Source organism: Acinetobacter sp. MF4642 (assembly GCF_002018925.1).
Taxonomy (GTDB): domain Bacteria; phylum Pseudomonadota; class Gammaproteobacteria; order Pseudomonadales; family Moraxellaceae; genus Acinetobacter; species Acinetobacter johnsonii.
Genome location: NZ_MVON01000004.1, coordinates 1 through 21217, shown reverse-complemented (window position 1 = coordinate 21217; position 21217 = coordinate 1). Strand labels below are relative to the sequence as shown.

General features: G+C 43.0%; 20 protein-coding genes and 1 pseudogene. 10 read left to right on the top strand and 11 right to left on the bottom strand.

Annotation, left to right across the window (positions count from 1 at the left end; translation table 11 throughout):
• Positions 1–9: 9 nt before the first annotated feature.
• Both MF4642_RS03220 and MF4642_RS03215 read right to left on the bottom strand, forming a co-directional pair.
• Complete coding sequence (locus tag MF4642_RS03220; protein WP_078425291.1) at positions 10–564, bottom strand: flavodoxin family protein; 555 nt, start codon at positions 562–564, stop codon at positions 10–12.
• 95 nt (positions 565–659) lie between these two features.
• Entirely contained in the window at positions 660–1442 is a 783-nt protein-coding gene (locus tag MF4642_RS03215) for an SDR family NAD(P)-dependent oxidoreductase (protein ID WP_078425290.1), read from the bottom strand.
• A gap of 114 nt (positions 1443–1556) precedes the next feature.
• On the opposite strand from MF4642_RS03215, the gene MF4642_RS03210 reads away from it, so the two are divergent.
• Entirely contained in the window at positions 1557–1943 is a 387-nt protein-coding gene (locus tag MF4642_RS03210) for a winged helix-turn-helix transcriptional regulator (RefSeq protein WP_004695464.1), read from the top strand.
• A 24-nt stretch (positions 1944–1967) separates the two neighbouring features.
• On the opposite strand, the gene MF4642_RS03205 is transcribed toward MF4642_RS03210, so the two are convergent.
• The 8 genes from MF4642_RS03205 to rplU all read right to left on the bottom strand — a co-directional run bounded on the left by MF4642_RS03205 (position 1968) and on the right by rplU (position 9287).
• On the bottom strand, positions 1968–2447 hold the full coding sequence (locus MF4642_RS03205) for a tRNA (cytidine(34)-2'-O)-methyltransferase (RefSeq protein ID WP_005400372.1): 480 nt from the start codon (positions 2445–2447) through the stop codon (positions 1968–1970).
• A 32-nt stretch (positions 2448–2479) separates the two neighbouring features.
• On the bottom strand, positions 2480–3856 hold the full coding sequence (gene cysG / locus MF4642_RS03200) for a siroheme synthase CysG (protein WP_078425289.1): 1377 nt from the start codon (positions 3854–3856) through the stop codon (positions 2480–2482).
• Positions 3857–3932: 76 nt separating this feature from the next.
• Entirely contained in the window at positions 3933–5204 is a 1272-nt protein-coding gene (gene serS, locus MF4642_RS03195) for a serine--tRNA ligase (protein WP_078425288.1), read from the bottom strand.
• 100 nt (positions 5205–5304) lie between these two features.
• Positions 5305–6075 (bottom strand): RsiV family protein, encoded by a 771-nt coding sequence (locus MF4642_RS03190; protein WP_078425287.1) that lies wholly within the window; start codon positions 6073–6075, stop codon positions 5305–5307.
• A gap of 174 nt (positions 6076–6249) precedes the next feature.
• Positions 6250–6948 (bottom strand): outer membrane lipoprotein chaperone LolA, encoded by a 699-nt coding sequence (gene lolA / locus MF4642_RS03185; protein WP_004695452.1) that lies wholly within the window; start codon positions 6946–6948, stop codon positions 6250–6252.
• Positions 6949–7168: 220 nt separating this feature from the next.
• Positions 7169–8521, bottom strand: coding sequence for a YadA-like family protein (locus tag MF4642_RS03180; RefSeq protein ID WP_227518507.1), 1353 nt, complete (start codon positions 8519–8521; stop codon positions 7169–7171).
• Positions 8522–8701: 180 nt separating this feature from the next.
• Entirely contained in the window at positions 8702–8956 is a 255-nt protein-coding gene (gene rpmA / locus MF4642_RS03175) for a 50S ribosomal protein L27 (protein WP_004695443.1), read from the bottom strand.
• A gap of 19 nt (positions 8957–8975) precedes the next feature.
• A complete protein-coding gene (rplU, locus tag MF4642_RS03170) occupies positions 8976–9287 on the bottom strand; it encodes a 50S ribosomal protein L21 (RefSeq protein ID WP_004695441.1) in 312 nt (103 codons plus the stop codon).
• A 467-nt stretch (positions 9288–9754) separates the two neighbouring features.
• On the opposite strand from rplU, the gene sdsA reads away from it, so the two are divergent.
• From sdsA to MF4642_RS03125, 9 genes and pseudogenes are all read left to right on the top strand, one after another.
• Positions 9755–10732: an All-trans-nonaprenyl-diphosphate synthase gene (gene sdsA / locus MF4642_RS03165; RefSeq protein ID WP_078425286.1), complete on the top strand. Its 978-nt coding sequence runs from the start codon at positions 9755–9757 to the stop codon at positions 10730–10732.
• A gap of 32 nt (positions 10733–10764) precedes the next feature.
• Positions 10765–12819 carry a site-specific recombinase gene (locus MF4642_RS03160; RefSeq protein WP_078425285.1) on the top strand — a complete coding sequence of 685 codons (2055 nt, stop codon included), beginning with the start codon at positions 10765–10767 and terminating at the stop codon, positions 12817–12819.
• 146 nt (positions 12820–12965) lie between these two features.
• The gene (locus tag MF4642_RS03155; RefSeq protein WP_078425284.1) at positions 12966–13577 is read left to right on the top strand and encodes a phosphatase PAP2 family protein; all 612 of its coding nucleotides are present in this window, start codon (positions 12966–12968) and stop codon (positions 13575–13577) included.
• Positions 13578–13602: 25 nt separating this feature from the next.
• Positions 13603–14847: an efflux RND transporter periplasmic adaptor subunit gene (locus tag MF4642_RS03150; protein ID WP_078389122.1), complete on the top strand. Its 1245-nt coding sequence runs from the start codon at positions 13603–13605 to the stop codon at positions 14845–14847.
• Positions 14848–14859: 12 nt separating this feature from the next.
• Positions 14860–18039 (top strand): multidrug efflux RND transporter permease subunit AdeJ, encoded by a 3180-nt coding sequence (gene adeJ / locus MF4642_RS03145; protein ID WP_078425283.1) that lies wholly within the window; start codon positions 14860–14862, stop codon positions 18037–18039.
• Positions 18039–19496, top strand: a complete 1458-nt coding sequence (gene adeK / locus MF4642_RS03140; RefSeq protein ID WP_004695429.1) for a multidrug efflux RND transporter AdeIJK outer membrane channel subunit AdeK — start codon at positions 18039–18041, stop codon at positions 19494–19496. The genes adeJ and adeK overlap by 1 nt, the downstream gene beginning before the upstream one ends.
• 103 nt (positions 19497–19599) lie before the next feature.
• Entirely contained in the window at positions 19600–19956 is a 357-nt protein-coding gene (locus MF4642_RS03135; protein ID WP_078425282.1) for a YbjQ family protein, read from the top strand.
• A 3-nt stretch (positions 19957–19959) separates the two neighbouring features.
• Positions 19960–20397: a YbjQ family protein gene (locus MF4642_RS03130; RefSeq protein ID WP_078389118.1), complete on the top strand. Its 438-nt coding sequence runs from the start codon at positions 19960–19962 to the stop codon at positions 20395–20397.
• 180 nt (positions 20398–20577) lie between these two features.
• A pseudogene (locus MF4642_RS03125) lies at positions 20578–21063 on the top strand (agmatine deiminase family protein); the annotation flags it as partial.
• Positions 21064–21102: 39 nt separating this feature from the next.
• Here the strand turns inward: MF4642_RS03125 and MF4642_RS17315 are convergent.
• Positions 21103–21217 (bottom strand): IS3 family transposase (locus MF4642_RS17315; RefSeq protein ID WP_413772799.1); only part of this gene is annotated, 115 nt, incomplete at its 5' end.

Genomic DNA, 21217 nt, shown 5'->3' with positions numbered 1-21217 from the left:
GCTAAAAAACTAGCCCTTAAATTGTTTAGTCATTTTAGCAATACGTTGTGCATAGGCTTTTGTGGTTTCGAGATCCCCTGCTGGGATTTCATCCGTACTTGCATCCGATGGTGATTGCACCAACAACCCTACAGAACCACCCAAATTATTTACATCTTGACGGGTTGCCGCTTTACTATTGGCAGGCAATAAACCCAAGCTTACCCAAATACCGCCATGCTGCGATGCAAGTGTTTGTAGTTGAATTAAGGTCACTTGCTTATCACCATTTAAGCTTGCGCTATTGGTAAAGCCACCGAAAATTTTATCTTGCCATGCGCGAGTAAACCATTTTTTTGAAGATGCATCGGCAAACTTTTTAAATTGCCACGGCGCAGTGCCCATATAAGTTGGTGCACCAAATACAATTGCATCAGATTGATCCAGTGTCAGCCAATCTTGCTCTGGAATGTCGCCATTTGGGTCAATCTCCACCAAATTTGCACCAATTTCTTGCACAAAAGTTTGTGCAATCACTTTGGTATGTCCATAGCCTGAATAAAAAACCACTGAAATATTCGACATTTTAGTTTCCTCTTTTGAATTAGTTAATTGGCATCGCTGCGTCAATCATGATGCTGTGCCACGTAAACCATTAAAAATAAACAGTATGAAATATCTTAAACACTTGCCTGATCGGGCTTAAGTTTCACATAACTTGCAACTTCATCGCTTAGGCCCTGCTTCAACTGCTGGGTCTTTTCACCGACCAAAACTTCATACGCATTTTGCTCGATGCCTTGAAAGATTTCTTGAGCTACTGTTTCTGGCGCAATCTTCGGAATGGGTAATGAACGAGTCAGATCGGTGTCAATAAAACCCACATGCACCCCCATGACCTGAATATTAAATTGAGACAACCACTGACGACTTGAGTTGGTATAGGACCATGCTGCTGCCTTGGAAATGGCATAACTGGTCAAAACAGTGCTTGGCTCCCAGGATACATCCGAGAGAATGTTGACCACATAAGCCTGTTGGTTCTTTTGCAAGATTGGCGCAAAAATTTGCGTCACTCGCATCAAGCCCAACAAATTGGTTTCCAAAATCTTTTGCGTAGTCGTAATGATATTGGCATCGACAGGATGCTCATTCAAAAGCGCAATGCCCGCGTTATTCACAAGAATCGTGGTATCTGCGCATTGTTCTGCGGCCTGCTGAATAGATGCTTCATCATTTACATCGAGTCGAATCGGTATAAGCCCCTCTTCCTGAAAGTTACCGATCTGGCGCATACCCACATAGATCTTTTTAGCGCCCTGACGATGTGCCTCCCGAGCGATGGCTAGTCCTAAGCCACGATTCGCACCCGTAATAAAAACAACAGCCTCTGAAACTTTCATCATGTGATCCATCCAATTGCCAGTATCTTGTGAAAGCGTAGTCTGATGACAGCGCTGCATTAAGTCTGTATTCATGATACACTTATGAAACCTAGTATCAATTAGTTACCACTTGGTAACTGGTCAAATACAAGGTGTAAAAAGCAAAAAAAGGCAGTTTGAGGATCTTTTAAAATGAATAAACCCATGAAATTTAATATTTTTCATCCAGATTGCCCTGCTCGTCTTTTTTTTGAAAAATTTGCAGACAAGTGGATTTTATTGATTGTGTATACGCTGGATCAAGAGTCACAACACTTTAATGAGCTTAAGAAAAATGTTTTAGGTATTTCCCCTAAAGTACTGTCACAAAAATTAAAGATCTTAGAACGCGATGGTTTTTTGACGCGAACCATTCATGAAGACAACGTGATTCGAGTGGAATATGCGTTAACCGAGATTGGCAAAGACTTTGCTCAAAATGCCTATCAAATGAAAGATTGGGTCGAAGCCAATATGCTTAAAGTTTTAAAATCCAGAGCGGGATTCGATCAAAAGCTAGAAAAAACAGAGCCCGCTTAAGCGGGATCGGTCACAGTAATTTGATTAGGCTAAAGGCTTAAAACCCTGCTGACGCCATGCTTCATACACAATCACGGCTGTCGCATTGGATAAGTTCAAACTGCGCGAGTTTTCAGCCATTGGCAAACGAATCCAATGCTCTTTTGGAAATAGCATACGAACCTGTTCAGGCAGACCACGCGTCTCAGGTCCCATGAGTAAAGCCACGGGGCGATTCAAATCCGAAGTATGCGGCGTTTCCGTTCCTTTGGTGGTTAAAGGATAAATCGCATTTATATCGACACCTTTTAGGGCTAAATTTGCTAAACACTCATCGAATGTTTCCCAAATTTGCATGCGCGCCCACTCGTGGTAGTCCAAACCTGCACGTTTAAGTTTTTTATCATCCAGTTCAAAGCCGAGAGGCTTAACCAAATGCAGCTGCGCTCCAGTATTGGCACATAAACGAATGATATTGCCTGTGTTTGCAGGAATTTCGGGCTCGTATAAAACAACATGGATCACAGCTTTTCTCTACTCTTTCAATATGGCAAAAGTTAATCTTGCCACTGTAATTGTTCACGCAAGCTTACTACATCACCAATAATGGTCAATGTAGGCGCTTGAATATGATTTTCTTCAACTTTTGATGCGATATCCGCTAAGGTTCCGACCAGCACTTTTTGTTCTGGCGTGGTACCTTTCGAGATCAAAGCAACGGGCATGTCTGGGCGCTGCCCATGCTCAATTAACTTTTCACAAATTTTTTCTAAACCAACCAAGCCCATGTACAGCACAAGTGTTTGATTTTGATAAACCAACTCATCCCACGGTAACTCAGGCGAACCTTCTTTTAAATGCCCCGTAAGGAAACGCACGCTTTGTGCATAATCGCGATGTGTCAACGGAATGCCTGCATAAGCCGAACACCCTGAAGCGGCAGTAATCCCTGGCACCACTTGAAATGGTACACCCGCGGCAAAAAGTTCTTGAATTTCTTCACCACCACGACCAAAGATGAAAGGATCGCCGCCTTTTAAACGGCAAACACGTTGACCTTTTGAGGCATATTCCACTAGTAAGGCATTGATGCCTTCTTGCGGTACAGCATGGTTAGAACGGGCTTTACCCACATAAATTTTTGTTGCATCGCGACGGCAGAGTTCCATAATCGCAGGAGAAACCAAACGATCATAAATCACCACATCGGCTTGTTGCATCAAACGCAATGCTTTGAGGGTCAGCAACTCAGGATCACCTGGACCTGCACCAACCAAATATACCTCACCTTTCGGCGTTTTCCACTCCAACAGAGCTTGCTCGATTAAACGATCTGCTTCTGTAAGATTGTCATGAAAAACCTGTTCTTTCAGGGGACTTGCATATAAGTCTTCCCAAAAAACACGGCGCTCGTCAGGATTGGAAATCTTCGCTTTCACCGCTGCACGCCATTTTCCTGAAAACTCAGCCAGCTTACCCATGCCATGTGGAATACTGGTTTCAAGCTGGGTACGAATTTGGCGAGATAACACGGGAGATGTCCCATTGCTGGCAACTGAAATCACCAAAGGCGAACGGTCGACAATGGCAGGAACCATAAAGCGGCAATGCGGTGGATCATCCACACTGTTGACCAGTATTTTCAGCGCTTCACAGTCCTCAAAGACTTGAGTATTCACCGCATAATCATCTGTTGCAGCAATCACTAACCGATAGTCATTGAGTTGAATCTGCGCAGGATATAGCGCTTGGATATATTGCCCTTGGCTTTCTTCAACCAGTTGCAATAAATTTGCATCAATATCAGGAGCAATGATATGAATCACTGCCCCTGCTTTATGTAACAACACTGCCTTACGGTAAGCAATATGCCCACCACCGACAATCAGACAAGGTTGCTGCTGCAACTTTAAAGAGATTGGAAAAATATCCACACACGACCTCAATGAGTTTTATCTGACAGTCTTAAAGCAATTATTGTGCACAAAACTGTGCAGTACATCGACTTTATTAGTCAATGTACTCAGCACCGCCCATATATGGACGAAGCACGGTTGGGATTTCAATCGAACCATCAGCACGTTGGTAGTTTTCCATGACCGCAAGTAAAGTACGACCCACAGCCAAACCTGAACCATTCAGCGTATGCACAAATTCAGTTTTCTTTTGGTCTGCACGGTAACGTGCTTTCATACGACGCGCTTGGAAGTCGCCCATGTTTGAACATGAAGAAATTTCGCGATACGTATTCTGACTTGGTACCCAAACTTCAAGATCGTAAGTTTTAGTCGCACCGAAGCCCATATCACCACCACAAAGGATGATCTTACGGTACGGCAAACCAAGTGCTTTCAAGATCCCTTCAGCATGTCCTGTAAGCTCTTCAAGCGCTTGCATTGAGTCTTCAGGCTTAACAACTTGCACCATTTCAACTTTGTCGAATTGGTGCTGACGAATCAAACCACGTGTATCACGACCGTATGAACCTGCTTCACTACGGAAACATGGCGTATGCGCTGCATATTTCAGTGGTAAACGGTCTGCATCAATGATTTCATCACGCACGAAGTTAGTTACAGGCACTTCCGCAGTTGGAATGAGGTAATACTCTTTTTCACCTTGTAATTTGAATAAATCTTCTTCAAATTTAGGCAATTGGCCTGTACCACGGAGTGAATCAGCATTGACTAAATACGGCACATAAGCTTCGGTATAACCATTTTCCAAAGTATGCGTATTCAACATGAACTGGGTAATCGCACGTTGTAAACGAGCAAGTGGTCCTTTGAGCACGCTGAAACGAGAACCTGTCAATTTGGTCGCTGTTTCAAACTCAAGACCGCCCATCCACTCACCTAAGTCAGTGTGATCTTTAATTTCAAAGTCAAACGTACGCGGCGTACCCCATGTGAGGATTTCCACGTTATCGCTTTCGTCTTTTCCTTCAGGAACAGACTCATCTGGCAAGTTTGGAATGCTGAGTGATTTCGCTTCAAGTTCAGCTTGTAATTCAGACAAAGCGACTTCTGCAGCTTTGATTTCATCACCAATCGCTGACATACGCGTCATAATTTCAGATGCATCACCACCAGCTTTTTTAATTTGGCCAACTTGTTTTGCACCCGAATTACGTTCAGCCTGAAGAGATTCAGTTTTGGATTGAATCTCTTTACGGCGAGCTTCTAGTGATGCCCATTCTTCAACATTCAGTTGTACACCACGTTTTGCTAAGGCTAAATTTACAGCCTCAATATTATTTCTGAGTAATTTCGGGTCGATCATAGCCAATCTTTTGCAAAGAAAAAAACTGGCTATAGTGTAAGCGCTTCAAGCCGAAAAATACAGTCACGCGATCACTAGCTGTGGCTTATTACAGCAATTTTCATGGCTTTTCTTTGCTCGCTTTTTCTCGTTCAGCGGCATAATCGACAAAACTTGGCAAATATTCCGCCTTAATTAAGCCGCTGGCTTGTTGATACGGTAAAACCAATTCAGACATCCCTTCTGCATAAGAGGCTAATTCATATAAGGGATAGACGAACACCACACCTTTGGCACTCATATAATAATTGTCAGTCAGCTTCAATTGCTCACGTGAAATATTATGATCGGACAGCCACATGCTATTGGCACTATATAATGCATCTAATAATTGAGACTCCGTCTTATCCACCACAATATCACTCAGCGCAACCCGCTTTTTTGTTGCCAAATCTAAGGTGATGTATTCATTGTGATACATGCCATGCGCGGCACGCGCTGGGTAGTGATAATTCATCAAGACAAAATCAGCATATTTTCCACGCTGCGCCACATAACGGACATCAGACAAAGTTTCACTGAGCATGTTTTCATCGATCTGTGGCTTTGCTTGCTTCGAGCTTTCAAATGCCACAGGATTGGCTTTTTTCATCCGTTCATCAAAATATTGACTGATCCATGGGACATTGGTTTCCAAGCTGTACAACTGGTATTTGGTGCACCCTTCTTCATCACAAGCAATAGAACGCGCCAATTGTAATGGTCGAACTTTCGCCTCAATCAGTGGCAAGGTCTTTACGACTTGAGCTGGTTTAGCTGTCTCTTCATTTTTTGCAGCGTTACTGTCATTTTGTGGCTGGCATGCGCTGAGCAATCCCGCGCACAACATCATTGCGAAGACAGATCCAATTTTATTGTTATGAAGTAATATCATGATTTACCCGCAGTTAAGTATTCAATAGCACAGACTATACAAAGCACAGCCATAACTTCCCACCACGTTATGTAACTGAACTTGATCCAATAAAAAAACCACCCGAAGGTGGTTTTGAACAACAGACTCATATTATTGGTCAATAATGTCTGTGCCTTTAGGCGGAGTAAAATTAAAGGTTGAAGCTGGAATATTGGTATTTACCTTTGTGTTATTAAAACGTACATAGGTTGTTTGTCCCAAAGAATCTTCTAAGATCATTAGCGTCGGTGCATTTTTCGCACCAAAACTGATCGTTAAACTTTGAAATGCACCATCATCGCTTTTGGGGTACAAGGTATAGTAGGTTTTGCTCTGATTTGGTTGCGTAATACGGTATGACTTACGAATCTGTTCCGTATTCCCTGACAATAATAGTGCAGGGGTATTCGCCACCTGTTCATCTAAAGTCTGACGAACTGCTTGCTGTAAGTCTGGATCATAAATCCAAACCGTTTTGCCCGAAGTCACAATGGTTTGTTTCGCAGGGCTTGTGGTTTCCCAATAGAATTTCCCTGGACGCTCAACTTTCATCACTCCTTTAAAAGTCTGATTCATGTGCTGGGCAGATAAACCTTGTTTCTTCGGCGCTTTAGATGAATTTGTGACTTTGGTGGTTTGCTCAAAGTTAGAACTGATACTTTGAATACCACTCAACTGTTTCACTAAACTCGTCGTGGCTTGTTGCTCCGATGCTGCAACCGGAGCTGCAAATACTGTACTGCTCATAACAGGGCCAAGTGTTACTACACCCACTGTCATTGCATATAAAGTCTTACGAAGCATTTTCATAATCTCACCTTTTATAATTTGCGCAGTCGCAATTTGTTAGATGAGCTATCTTAAATCAAATTTTATGGCTAATAATTGAGAATATAAGAAGATTTGTATATTTATTGGTGCTTAATGTTGTGAAATATCCATCATGATGAAGATAAGATGTGTCCTTTATATATAAAAAAGCCTCTGAATGTGCAGAGGCTTTTCTAACTGAGGTTAAGAATTATCACTGTCATTTCCATTGCCAACCAATTGCTGCACCTGCACCGAAGTCGCCTTCACTATTGGTTGTCACTGCGATTTTATACACATATTTGTTACTATCAGTCACACCACTGAGACCAAAAGCATAACCTTGCTCACCTTCCCATGTACCCACACCGGCACTAAACATGTTGTAGCCAGCATCTGTCGGTTGCGGTAAAGATGCTATCGCAATACTTGATGCAACTGCTGCATAGGTTCGATCTTCGAGTTTTCGCATGTCTCGGTTCAAGGCATTTACACGACTATCGGTATAAGCATTTGCTTGGTTGAGAGTTTGTTGCCCAACTTGGTTCACACAGGTTTTTGCTTCATTCAGGATGTAGGTATCAGCAGCATCCATCACTTCTTTAGAGATCCCATTGGTACCGTTTGTACCTTTAAGGCTGGCCAACCATTGAGTAATGCTACCCTCAAAGCCATTACCAACTGCAACATCATAAGCACTAAAACCTGTTGCACCTGTCATCCCTGTATTACCCATATCGCCTTTTAAGCTCGCGAGCCATTCGGTGATGCTACCGTCAAAACCGTTAACTTGCGCAACTTGATAAGCATTATATCCAGTGGCTCCTGTCTCACCTGTTGCTCCAGTGTCACCTTTCACACCTTGTAAACCTTGGAGGCCCTGTTCACCTTGTGCTCCAGTATCACCTTTCACACCCTGTAAACCTTGTTCACCCTTATCACCCTTAGCTCCTGTGGCACCAGTATCGCCTTTGTCGCCCTTATTTCCTTTGGCGCCAGTTGCTCCAGTATCGCCTTTCACACCTTGGATACCTTGTTCCCCCTTATCACCCTTGGCACCAGTATCGCCTTTGTCGCCCTTATCTCCTTTGGCGCCAGTTGCTCCAGTATCGCCTTTCACACCTTGGATACCTTGCTCACCCTTATCGCCCTTGGCTCCTGTGTCGCCTTTTTCTCCTGGGATGCCCTGTGGCCCCTCTGGACCTATTGGTCCTTGTGGTCCCATAGGACCTGGAGTTCCAGAACCGTGTCCATGTCCGTTACCATTATCATGCGAACCATGACCATATCCATTTCCATTCCCATGTGACTCGTGCCCTTGTCCCTGTTCTTGATGATTATCCCCTTGGGTTGCCCATGCAGCATTCCCCATGGCCAATACAATACTCAACAACAATAATTTCGGAGTAAGTCTTAGATTCGTAACAACGCCGCAATTCTCAGTGTTTGACCCATGAGAAATACGCAACGCTGTCTCTTTCATCATATGGTTTTTTTCAATTTGACTGTTTTGTTTTGCAACAACCATATGGCAGCAGGATTTTTCCAAGACTTTTGTGAATATTCTGTTCATGTCTGTCTGCCTTTCTTTTACTTTTACATTATTATTACGCTCCTATTTTTTGTGACGTATATCACCACTTACTGGTATTTAGTGTTTTTATTCAAATTAAAAAATGCAAAGAAAATGAGCTAACAATATGAATAGACGAAAAAAAACCCACAAAATGTGGGTTTTTCTTACTATTAAAACTTACGCTTCAACAGTTACGTAGCGACGGCCAAACTGACCTTTCACTTCGAATTTTACTACGCCGTCAGCGGTTGCAAACAAAGTATGGTCACGGCCCATACCAACGTTTTGACCTGCGTGGAATTCTGTACCACGTTGACGAACGATGATGTTACCAGCAGTCACAGATTGACCACCGTAAATTTTAACACCAAGCATTTTAGGGTTCGAATCACGACCGTTCTTAGTCGAACCACCGGCTTTTTTAGTTGCCATGTCTCATTACTCCTCGTGATTAGCCTGAAATAGCTGTAATTTTCAACTCAGTGAACCATTGACGGTGACCTTGTTGTTTACGGTAGTGTTTACGACGACGCATTTTTACAATACGGATTTTGTCGTGACGACCATGGCTAACTACTTCAGCAGTTACAGTAGCGCCAGCAACAACTGGAGCACCGATTTGAATGCTGTCACCATTTACTAGCATTAATACGTCATCAAACGTAATAGTTGCGCCAGTTTCAGCTTTCAACAATTCAACTTTAAGGGTTTCACCCTCTACAACACGGTGCTGTTTACCACCGCTTTGGATTACTGCGTACATAATGTACTCCAAACATGCCCGTGTCGTCGTGCCGATAAAGGAAGATATCGATCTTAATACGAACGCCACTGGGGTTAATCAAGGGCAAGGATTTTAAGTGATATTGACTCAAACAACAAGAGATTTGCCGAACTTATTAGACTAAATTAACGATTATTTAATAATCGAGAAAAACTCAATCAACAAATTACAGTTCAACTCTGGCTTGACTTTGCTTACAATGAAATAGATTTTTAAAATCAATCCGCTATAGTATGGATGAATTGATTTTAAAAATGTAAATAAGCCTACAAATGCAGTACGCTTATACATTGGGGAAATAAGGAACTGTCTTTCGTAAAATAAAGCCTCGCACACTAGCGAGTCTTATTTATGATTGAAATGAATCATTTAGACAGGTATCCCTATTTACACAATACTGGTAATGCTGATTTTTATCACTTTATATAGATGAGGCCGCTCTTCAAATGACCATCGACTTTAAGCAAGATATTCTCGCCCCTGTAGCTCAAGACTTTGCCACGATGGACACATTTATTAATGAAGGCATTACCTCTAAAGTGGCATTAGTCATGGCGGTGAGTAAACATGTGGTTGAAGCAGGTGGTAAACGCATGCGTCCCATTATGTGTTTATTGGCTGCCAAAGCCTGTGGTGCAGAAGACTTGGAACGCCAGCGCAAACTTGCTGCCATCATTGAAATGCTGCATACCGCAACCTTAGTCCATGATGATGTGGTCGATGAATCTGGCTTACGTCGTGGTCGCCCAACGGCCAACGCGACTTGGAACAATCAGACCGCTGTACTGGTGGGTGACTTTCTAATTTCACGTGCCTTTGATTTGTTGGTCGATCTCGGTGATATGACCTTACTCAAAGATTTTTCTACAGGGACTTGTGAAATCGCTGAAGGTGAAGTGCTACAACTTCAAGCACAGCACCAACCTGAAACCACAGAACAAACGTATTTAGATATTATTCACGGTAAAACCTCACGTTTATTTGAACTGGCAACTGAAGGGGCTGCCATTCTTTCAGGCACACCGCAGTACCGTGAACCGCTGCGTTTATTTGCAGGCCACTTTGGCAATGCCTTTCAAATCATTGATGATATTTTAGATTACACCTCAGATGCTGAAACATTAGGTAAAAATATTGGCGATGATTTAATGGAAGGTAAACCAACTTTGCCGTTAATCTCAGCATTGAAAAATACAACGGGTGAAGAACATGACGTTGTTCGTCGAAGTATTGCAACAGGCGGAACAGCGGATCTTGATCAAGTGATTGCGATCGTAAACAGTTCTGGCGCGCTAGATTACTGTCGACAACGGGCGCATGAAGAAACCGAAGCAGCACTTCAAGCCTTACAGGCTTTACCTGACAGCCAATATCGTCAAGCACTGGTCAATTTAACCCAACTGGCTTTACATCGAATTCAATAACAAATGATGCTTTAAAATGTTTTAACTTGCCTATGCATATAAAATTTAATGATCTGTTTTTTCAAATGCAGCAACAGCTTGAGCAACCTCAAGCTGTTTTAAATGATCAACTTTTAATTGAGTTGGTGGAGCGTATTCGTCCAACGGATGCGTATCAAATCGATGAAATCCATCAAAAATTTCAAGCGCTCATTCAAGCATTACTCATCACTCCCGATGCCGCATCGACCTTACAAAGCTTTGTGCTGCGGCTTATTTCCCAATATAAACAAACCAGTCTTTATGCCGACACAGGCATATTGTCTTTAGATGGGTTTTGGAATCAATTGTCACAGCGTTTAGGGGCACATTTTCTTCCGCTGATTAATGACGAAACTCAACTACAGGATTTAGTCCGTCGCGTTTTCCCCAATCGAAGTGATAAATATTGGCTCGATAACATCCGAGACAGTGACTGGCTACAACTGTTGAACCTGCTCAATCACGGGCATGCCAATCAAAAAGAAAAAGTCAAAATTCGCAGTGAAGTGATTAAAGCCATTACTGTGCTTTCTTATCGAATTAGTGGTATTGGTTTATATCCAGAGTTTATTAATGCGCATCCTGAACTGACCGAATATGAATCGCCTTTTTTAGTGCAGAACCGCGAAATTATCGAGTTCATTCAACAGTATAAAAAGGCACATCAAGAGGCAGAAACCTCCAGTGTGGTTGCCCCACCCGACGCCTCTCAAGCACTGGTCATGATTGAACAGTGTCGTGATGTGGTATTAAAAATTCGCCGTGCGACCAAACGCATTGGGGTCAGTGTCAGTTTAACCTATCTGATTTCCTTACTTGAGCAATGCTTAGACCGTGTCGAACTGTTGCTCAATTTAATTGTAGAAGAAGGCGAAGCACACTATGAAGCGGTGAGTCTGCTCTTAGTCGACATTACTGCTGCGATTTATAGTGAACGGAGTGTGCGCTCTTTACTGACGACCAATAGTGAATTGATTGCTTTACAGGTGACTGAAAATGCCAGTAAAACGGGCGAACACTATGTAAGTACAGACAAACAAGGCTTTTTAGCCATGTATAAGTCCGCAGCGGGTGCGGGTGTCATCATTGCAACCATGGCGACTCTAAAAATCTTGTCTGCACGAATGATCATGGCGCCGCTCATGCAAGCCTTTGTTTACAGTATGAATTACTCACTGGGGTTTATGCTGATTCATGTGTTGCACTTTACCGTAGCAACAAAGCAACCAGCGATGACAGCAGCGGCACTCGCGGCAACGGTACAACAGCGCAAAGGTTCAAAAACAGCGCAAATTGCTGAATTAGCAGCGCTGATTATTAATATTATTCGCACCCAATTTATTGCTATTTTGGGCAATATCTCAATTGCCATCCCTGTTGCCGCCTTTATTACATGGGCATGGGCAACGGGCATGCATGAACCGCTACTCAACCATGCAAAAGCCAGCAAAACACTACACGACCTGAATCCATTTACCTCTTTAGCCATTCCCCATGCTGCTATTGCTGGCGTGTGTTTATTTTTGTCAGGTCTGCTGGCGGGTTATTTTGACAATATGGCAGTCTACCGCAAAGTTGGTCCTCGCTTAAAAGCACACCCCCGTCTCAAAACCATCATGCGACAAGAACGACTCGACAAATTTGCAGGCTATATAGAGCGTAACTTAGGTGCGTTGGCGGGTAATTTTCTGTTCGGGATTATGTTAGGAAGTATGGGAACCATTGGTTATATTTTGGGTTTACCCCTAGATATTCGCCATATTGCCTTTGCTTCAGCAAACTTCATTCAAGGCCTGATGAATATTAATGGTAGTCCTGAGATTGGCTTGATTATTGTATCTTTCCTCGGGGTACTCGCTATTGGTCTGACGAACTTATTTGTTAGTTTTACCCTCACGATTATTGTGGCTTTACGCGCACGTCGGGTCCGTTTTGAACAGTGGAAACCGTTAGCAAAATTGGTTTTAACCCATTTTCTAACGCGACCAAGTGACTTCTTTTGGCCACCGAAAGTACCTCTTGAAGTTGAGGAAAGTTCGAACAATACAAAACACCATACAAAATGATTTTGTACCGATTTTGAGCTCTTGTTACACTGTAAACAAAATTTTATACATGATTAATCAACACTTGAATTAAAGTGTACTGATGAGTACACTTTAACCCAGTAAATAACCGCGCTTAAATCGGTTGAAATGACACGAGTTCCAGCATGCCTTACTTGTTGCTTTTTATCGGTATTATTTTATTTATAATCAGTGTATTAGCTCTAAGCACTCAACCACTCACCGATTTAGATCTGGCGATGGTCGAATATTTCAGCACATTAAGAACTGAGCCTATAGATAAACTTGCAATACTTTTATCAGTACTCGGTGGCATGCCGTTTGTATTATTTCTAACCACTCTATGGTGTTTCCATCGTGCATGGTATAAAAAGTATAGAGATGTTGTTTTTATTGGTTTAGGCGTTGTTGGAAGTATTGCTTCTGCTTGGCTACTTAAATTTCTAATTTCAAGACCACGCCCACCAGAAATGTTTCACCTAGTAACGAGCTATGGTGCTTCCTTTCCGAGTGCGCACAGTATGTATGCTGCCACTTTGGCGTGTCTTGCCATTTTCTTAAGTCGACCATTTCCTGCACATCGTTATGTTGTATGCATTGCTCTTTTATGGATGCTGATGATGGGAATTTCAAGGGTCTATCTTGGAGTACATTTTCCGTCCGACGTTCTCGCAGGTTGGAGCATTAGTATTATCTGGATTTCACTGCTTTACATCTTGTGCGGCAGATATACCCAATTAAATACACATTATTTTTAGATAAGAATCTAATCGAGGTGGAACAATGATGTCGGCAAAGCTTTGGGCCCCAGCCCTTACCGCTTGCGCATTAGCAACGAGTATTGCACTTGTTGGTTGTAGCAAAGACCCAAAAGATGCGCAGCAAGCTGGCGCTTCTCAACAAACGCCACCTACTGAAGTCGGTGTCATTGTTGCACAACCACAAAATGTAGAACAATCTGTAGAGTTATCTGGCAGAACCACGGCATTTGAAATCTCTGAAGTTCGCCCACAAACGAGTGGAATCATTCTAAAACGTTTGTTTGCGGAAGGCAGTTATGTACGTGAAGGTCAAGCACTTTATGAACTTGATGCTCGTACCAACCGCGCAACATTTGATAATGCCAAAGCAGCATTATTACAACAAGAAGCGAATTTAAGCACACTCAGAACCAAACTAAATCGTTATCAGCAACTGGTTTCAAGCAACGCTGTTGCGAAACAGGACTATGACGACTTAGTGGGTCAAGTAAAGGTTGCTGAGGCACAAGTGGCCGCAGCACGTGCTCAAGTTAAAAATGCTGAAGTGGACTTAGGTTATTCAACCATACGCTCACCAATTTCAGGTCAAACCAACCGCTCTACAGTTACTGCGGGTGCTTTGGTGACTGCAAACCAAACAGAGCCATTGGTGACAATTCAACGTTTAGACCCAATCTATGTTGATATCAACCAATCTAGTTCTGAACTTCTTCGTTTACGTCAACAATTGAGTAAAGGTAGCTTAGACAGCAGTAACAACACCCGTGTGAAACTGAAACTTGAAGATGGCAGTGACTATCCAATCGAAGGCCGCTTAGCGTTCTCTGATGCCAGTGTCAACCCAGATACAGGGACAGTGACGATTCGTGCGGTGTTCCCGAACCCGAATCACTTGTTGCTTCCTGGTATGTTTGCCAATGCACAAATCGTTCAAGGCGTAATCCCGAATGCGATGTTAGTGCCGCAAATTGCAGTGACTCGCACACCAACAGGTCAAGCGATGGCAATGATTGTGAATGACAAAGGCGTAGTAGAGCCTCGTCAAATCACTACAGTTGGTATTCAAGGCCAAGACTGGATTGTAACTGAAGGCCTTAAAACAGGTGAAAAAGTTATTGTTGACGGAATAGCGAAAGTTAAAGCTGAACAGAAAGTTGTTGCGAAACCGTATCAACCTAAAGCAGCAGCACCTCAAGCTCCAACAACGGATGCTAAAAAGACAGAAGCTGGTGCGAAAACTGAACAAAAAGCTACTTCAAACGCATAAGGGGTAGACTGAATGGCTCAATTTTTTATTCATCGCCCCATTTTTGCGTGGGTGATTGCACTGGTGATTATGTTGGCGGGTATTATCACGCTGACAAAAATGCCGGTTGCCCAATATCCGACGATTTCACCGCCCTCGGTGACAATCTCTGCAACTTATCCGGGTGCTTCTGCACAGACTGTTGAAAACACAGTCACTCAGATCATTGAACAACAAATGAATGGTCTGGATGGTCTACGTTATATCTCTTCAAACAGTGCGGGTAACGGTCAAGCGTCTATTAACTTAAACTTTGAACAAGGCATCGATCCTGATATTGCTCAAGTTCAAGTACAGAATAAACTACAATCGGCAACGGCGCTTTTACCTGAAGATGTACAACGTCAAGGTCTAAAAGTCACCAAGTCTGGTGCGAGCTTTATGCAAGTTCTTGCATTTTACTCTCCAGATGGAAGCTTATCTGCTGCCGACATTAAAGACTATGTAAACTCAAACATTTCTGAACCGCTGAGCCGTGTTGCAGGTGTGGGTGAAGTCCAAGTTTTTGGTGGTTCATACGCGATGCGTATTTGGCTTGATCCAGCGAAAATGACCAGCTTACAAATTACTCCAAGTGATGTTGCAACTGCCATTAATGCGCAAAACTCACAAGTTGCTGTGGGTCAACTCGGTGGTGCTCCATCAATTCAGGGACAAGTTCTGAATGCTACGGTCAATGCGCAAAGTATGTTGCAGACGCCTGAGCAGTTTAGAAATATATTTTTGAAAAATACAGCCTCAGGTGCTCAAGTTCGCTTAGGCGATGTTGCTCGTGTTGAACTCGGTTCAGATAACTATCAGTTCGACTCTAAATTTAATGGTAAGGCTGCTGGCGGTGTTGCGATTAAACTGGCAACTGGTGCAAATGCACTAGATACAGCAGCGGCTGTAGAAAAGCGCCTGAGTGAACTTCGTAAAAACTACCCAAATGGTTTAAAAGATCAACTGGCTTATGACACCACACCGTTTATTAAGCTGTCGATTGAAAGTGTTGTACACACGTTGATTGAAGCTGTCGTGTTGGTATTCATTGTCATGTTCTTATTCTTACAGAACTGGCGTGCCACGATTATTCCAACATTGGCTGTTCCAGTGGTTGTATTGGGCACATTTGCTGTCATTAACATCTTCGGTTTCTCAATCAACACGCTCACCATGTTTGCGATGGTCTTAGGGATTGGTCTTCTGGTCGATGATGCGATTGTTGTGGTGGAAAACGTCGAACGGGTAATGCAAGAAGAACACCTCGACCCTGTAGCTGCGACCGAAAAATCAATGCAACAGATTTCTGGTGCCTTGGTCGGTATTACCAGTGTATTAACTGCGGTATTCGTACCGATGGCATTCTTTGCAGGTACAACCGGTGTTATTTACCGTCAGTTCTCGATTACGCTAGTTACCGCAATGATTTTGTCACTGATCGTGGCATTAACATTCACTCCTGCCCTGTGTGCAACCTTGTTAAAACAACACGATCCGAATAAAGCAGAAAGTAATAATATTTTTGCGCGTTTCTTCCGTTGGTTTAACAGCAGCTTTGAAAAGCTATCCGTAAAATACCAAGGTGGTGTCAACCGTATGACCCATCATAAAGTATTTTCTGGTGTGGTTTATTTACTGGTGATTGCAGGCTTAGTTGGCCTATATAAAGCTTTACCATCCTCATTCTTGCCTGACGAAGACCAAGGCGTCGTCATGACTTTAGTTCAGCTTCCACCAAGTGCAAGCCTTGAACGTACCGATAAAGTCATCACCACAATGACAGACTATTTCATGAATAAAGAAAAAGAACATGTAGAGTCTATCTTTACTGTTTCTGGTTTCTCATTCACAGGTGTTGGTCAAAACGCAGGTCTTGCCTTTATCAAGCTGAAGGACTGGAGTGAGCGTACGACACCTGAGTCGCAAATTGGTGCCATCATCCAACGTGGTATGGCATTGAATATGATTGTGAAAGACGCATCTTACATCATGCCATTACAGTTACCTGCAATGCCTGAATTAGGTGTATCTGCTGGTTTTGACATCCAATTAAAAGATGCGAGTGGTCAAGGTCATGAAAAACTGATTGCTGCACGTAATGCGATTTTAGGTATGGCAGCACAGGATAAACGCCTTACAGGTGTGCGTCCAAATGGTCAAGAAGATACACCTCAGTATCAAATTAGTATTGACCAAGCACAAGCAGGCGCAATGGGTGTCAGTATTGCGGATATCAATACAACCATGAGCATGGCTTGGGGTGGTTCATATATTAATGACTTCGTAGACCGTGGTCGTGTGAAAAAAGTCTATGTGCAAGGCGAAGCAAATGCACGTATGATGCCTGAAGACTTGAACAAGTGGTATGTACGTAATAGTAGCGGCACAATGGTTCCTTTCTCAGCATTTGCAACAGGCGAATGGACTTATGGTTCACCACGTCTAGAGCGTTATAACGGTGTATCTTCTGTAAACATTCAAGGTACTCCAGCACCGGGCGTAAGTTCGGGTGATGCAATGCTCGCGATGGAAGAAATTATTGGTAAGTTACCATCTATGGGCTTACAAGGTTTCGACTATGAATGGACAGGCTTATCTTTAGAAGAACGTGATTCGGGCAATCAAACAGCTCCGCTGCTTGTTCTTTCAATGCTTATCGTCTTCTTATGTCTTGCCGCATTGTATGAAAGTTGGTCTATCCCTGTTTCAGTATTGCTAGTTGTACCACTCGGTATTCTTGGTGCATTTGCACTGACATGGTTAGGTATGATCATTAAGGGCGATCCAAACTTATCGTTCAACATCTACTTCCAAGTTGCGATTGTTGCCGTGATTGGTCTTTCTGCGAAAAATGCGATCTTGATCGTAGAGTTTGCAAAAGAGTTGCAAGAACAAGGTGAAGACTTGTTTGATGCAACCCTTCATGCTGCAAAAATGCGTTTACGCCCAATTATCATGACCACCCTTGCATTCGGTTTTGGTGTCCTTCCGCTTGCCCTTTCAACAGGTGCTGGTGCAGGTAGCCAACACTCGGTAGGCTTTGGTGTCCTTGGTGGTGTAATTAGTTCTACACTGTTGGGTATTTTCTTCATTCCAGTATTCTTTGTTTGGATTCGTAGTATTTTCAAATACAAACCTAAGAAACAAAATAATCAGGAGCAAACATCGTGATGCAAAAAGTATGGTCTATTTCAGGTCGTAGCATTGCGGTATCTGCACTTGCGCTTGCTTTGACTGCATGTCAAAGCATGCGTGGTCCAGAACCCGTCGCTCAAGCGGATATCCCAACAGGATATATTGGTTCAACGACAGGTCCATCTGTTGCAGAACAAGGCTATAAAGACTTTTTTGCTGATCAGCGTTTAGTCCAAGTCATCGAGTTAGCACTAGCCAATAACCGTGATCTCCGTACGGCGACTTTAAATATTCAACGTGCTCAGCAAGCGTATCAAATTAGCGAAAACAACCAACTACCAACCATTGGTGCAAGTGGTAGTGTTCTTCGCCAAGATACACTCAGCAGCAACAAACCCATGACAACCTATAATGTTGGCCTTGGCGTAACTGCTTATGAGTTAGACTTTTGGGGTCGTGTTCGTAGCTTAAAAGACAATGCTTTAGACAGCTATTTGGCAACTCAAAGTGCACGTGATGCAACACAAATTTCGTTGATTGGTCAGGTTGCACAAGCATGGCTGAGCTATTCGTTTGCCAATGCTAACTTAAAACTGGCAGACCAAACCTTAAAAGCACAGCTTGAATCATACAATCTGAACAAAAAACGTTTTGATGTAGGCATCGACAGCGAAGTTCCTGTACGCCAAGCGCAAATTTCGGTTGAAACCGCACGTAATGACGTTGCGAACTACAAGACTCAACTTGCACAAGCACAGAACTTACTCAACCTGTTGGTGGGTCAGCCTGTTCCTGCAAACTTATTGTCTCCTCAACCTGTGAAACGCATTACCCAAAGTACGGCGTTGACAGCGGGCTTGCCAAGCGACTTGTTAAATAACCGTCCTGATGTCCGTGCTGCGGAATATCAATTATCTGCTGCGGGTGCCAACATTGGTGCAGCAAAAGCACAGTTATACCCAACCATCAGCTTAACGGGTACAGCGGGTTATGCATCGACAGATTTAAGCGATTTGTTTAAATCAGGTGCCTTTGTATGGTCACTTGGCCCAAGCTTAGATATTCCAATCTTTGACTGGGGCACACGTCGTGCCAATGTGAAGATTTCAGAAACTGACCAAAAAATTGCGTTGTCAGATTATGAAAAAACCATTCAAACCGCTTTCCGTGAAGTGAATGATGCCTTGGCAGTACGTGAAAATATTGGTGACCGTCTAGCAGCGCAACGTCGTCTGGTCGACGCAACCAACACCACCTATAAACTTTCAACGGCTCGCTTCCGTGCAGGTATTGATAACTACCTGACTGTACTTGATGCACAGCGTACATCGTACTCAGCGGAACAAGGTTTGTTATTGCTTGAACAAGCAAACTTGAACAACCAAGTTGAAGTGTATAAAACCCTCGGTGGCGGCGTTAAAGCCAACACGACGGATCAAGTGGTGAAACAGCCTTCTTCTTCAGATGTGAAATACAACAAAACAGCAAACTAAGGTTTGCAACATCAAAAGCTCACTTCGGTGGGCTTTTTTATTGCTTTTTGCTGGGCTTTTTCCTATCTTCAAAGATAATCAAATCATTTGAATATTGAACATTATGCTTTTAAGTAACCTTGAGTCTGTTCCTGGACATCGCATTTCTCAACAACTGGATGTGGTCTATGGCAGTACGGTTCGAAGTAAACATGTCGGGCGTGACTTCTTGGCAGGTTTAAAAAATATTGTCGGTGGTGAGCTCACTGCCTATACCGAGCTTTTAGAAGAATCCCGCCAAGAAGCCATGAATCGTATGATTGCAAAAGCACAAGGCTTAGGGGCCAATGCCATTGTAGGTATTCGTTTTTCAACCTCAAATATTGCCCAAGGTGCCTCTGAGTTATTTGTTTATGGCACTGCAGTCCGTGTCACACCGTTACACAACCATCTCCCCGATCCATTTCCAACACAGGCCTAAGCAATGGAAAGTTTAGTTTTCCAACTGCTGATCTTTGCGGTGCTCTTTAGCGTCGGTTTTGGCTTTGGTCGCTACAATGAACGTAAACATTTGGCGGAGCTTGAACAGAATGAGAAGCGTCTTGCCTACATTACCGTGGGTAATTTACGCAAAGTAAGCTTCGAACAGTCTGGGCACATGATCAGCAGCAATGTTGTGATTTCTCATGACTATTTCAAATATGTATTGGCGACCGTGCAAAACTTTTTTGGGGGTAGACTCACCAGCTATGAAAGTGTCGTCGATCGTGCCCGTCGCGAAGCGATTGTCCGACTCAAACTTGAAGCGGAAAAACACGGCGCAACGCATATCGCTTGCATAAGACTGGCGACTACCGAAATGGGCATGCAAGGTGGTATGGTCGAAGTCTTTGCTTATGGGACCGCCATTCAAAGTCCTTAAACAGCGACTATTGACCAATCATCCATTCACTAAACTCAAACAGCATGAACATTCAAAATAGCTCATGCTCCCTCACCTTCTATCGTACATTCGGATGGCAGATTGCTCACTAGAGCATAATTCTCTCCACTGAACACAATAAAAATGGACATTACCTACACTATAAATAGGTCACAGATAATGAAATCTTTAACCCTGAAAATAAGTATGGCTGTACTCAGCATGATTCCACTTGTAGCCAAAGCTGAATTAATTGTACTGGCATCGCCTCAAAGTAATGATGCTTACTATGCAAAAATGATTGATAGTATTTTTGATTTTCACGTCGATTATGCAAAAAAAATTATTAAAAATGGAGACAATGTCGTTGTTCTGACGGACAAAGGCCTCTACCCCGACTATGTCAAAGCCTTGGGCAAAAAGCATGTGGCAATCGCACCGATGCATGACATTTGGATGCACGACTTCAGCAGCGCTAATCCAGCTCAACCCGTCATGTTCCGCTACACTGCCGCAGGACAAGGTGGCGCTAAAAAAGGTCAGACCATTTCTGATGAAGTGCAAGATGAGTTTAAATACTATAGTCAAAAAGCAGGCTTACAGTTTACTCAAAGCAAGCTATTGAATGATGGCGGAAACTGGGTTGAAAATGGTTATGGTAATGTCTGAACCGTACCGGGTTTGTCGGAGGCTTTTTTATTTAAGTTAGGCCACCTGACCTAACGGGTTAATCTTATCATAGTACATTGCTTCAAACTCAAAAGGCGATACATAACCCAGTGCACTGTGTACACGCTTTTTATTGAACCAATATACCCAG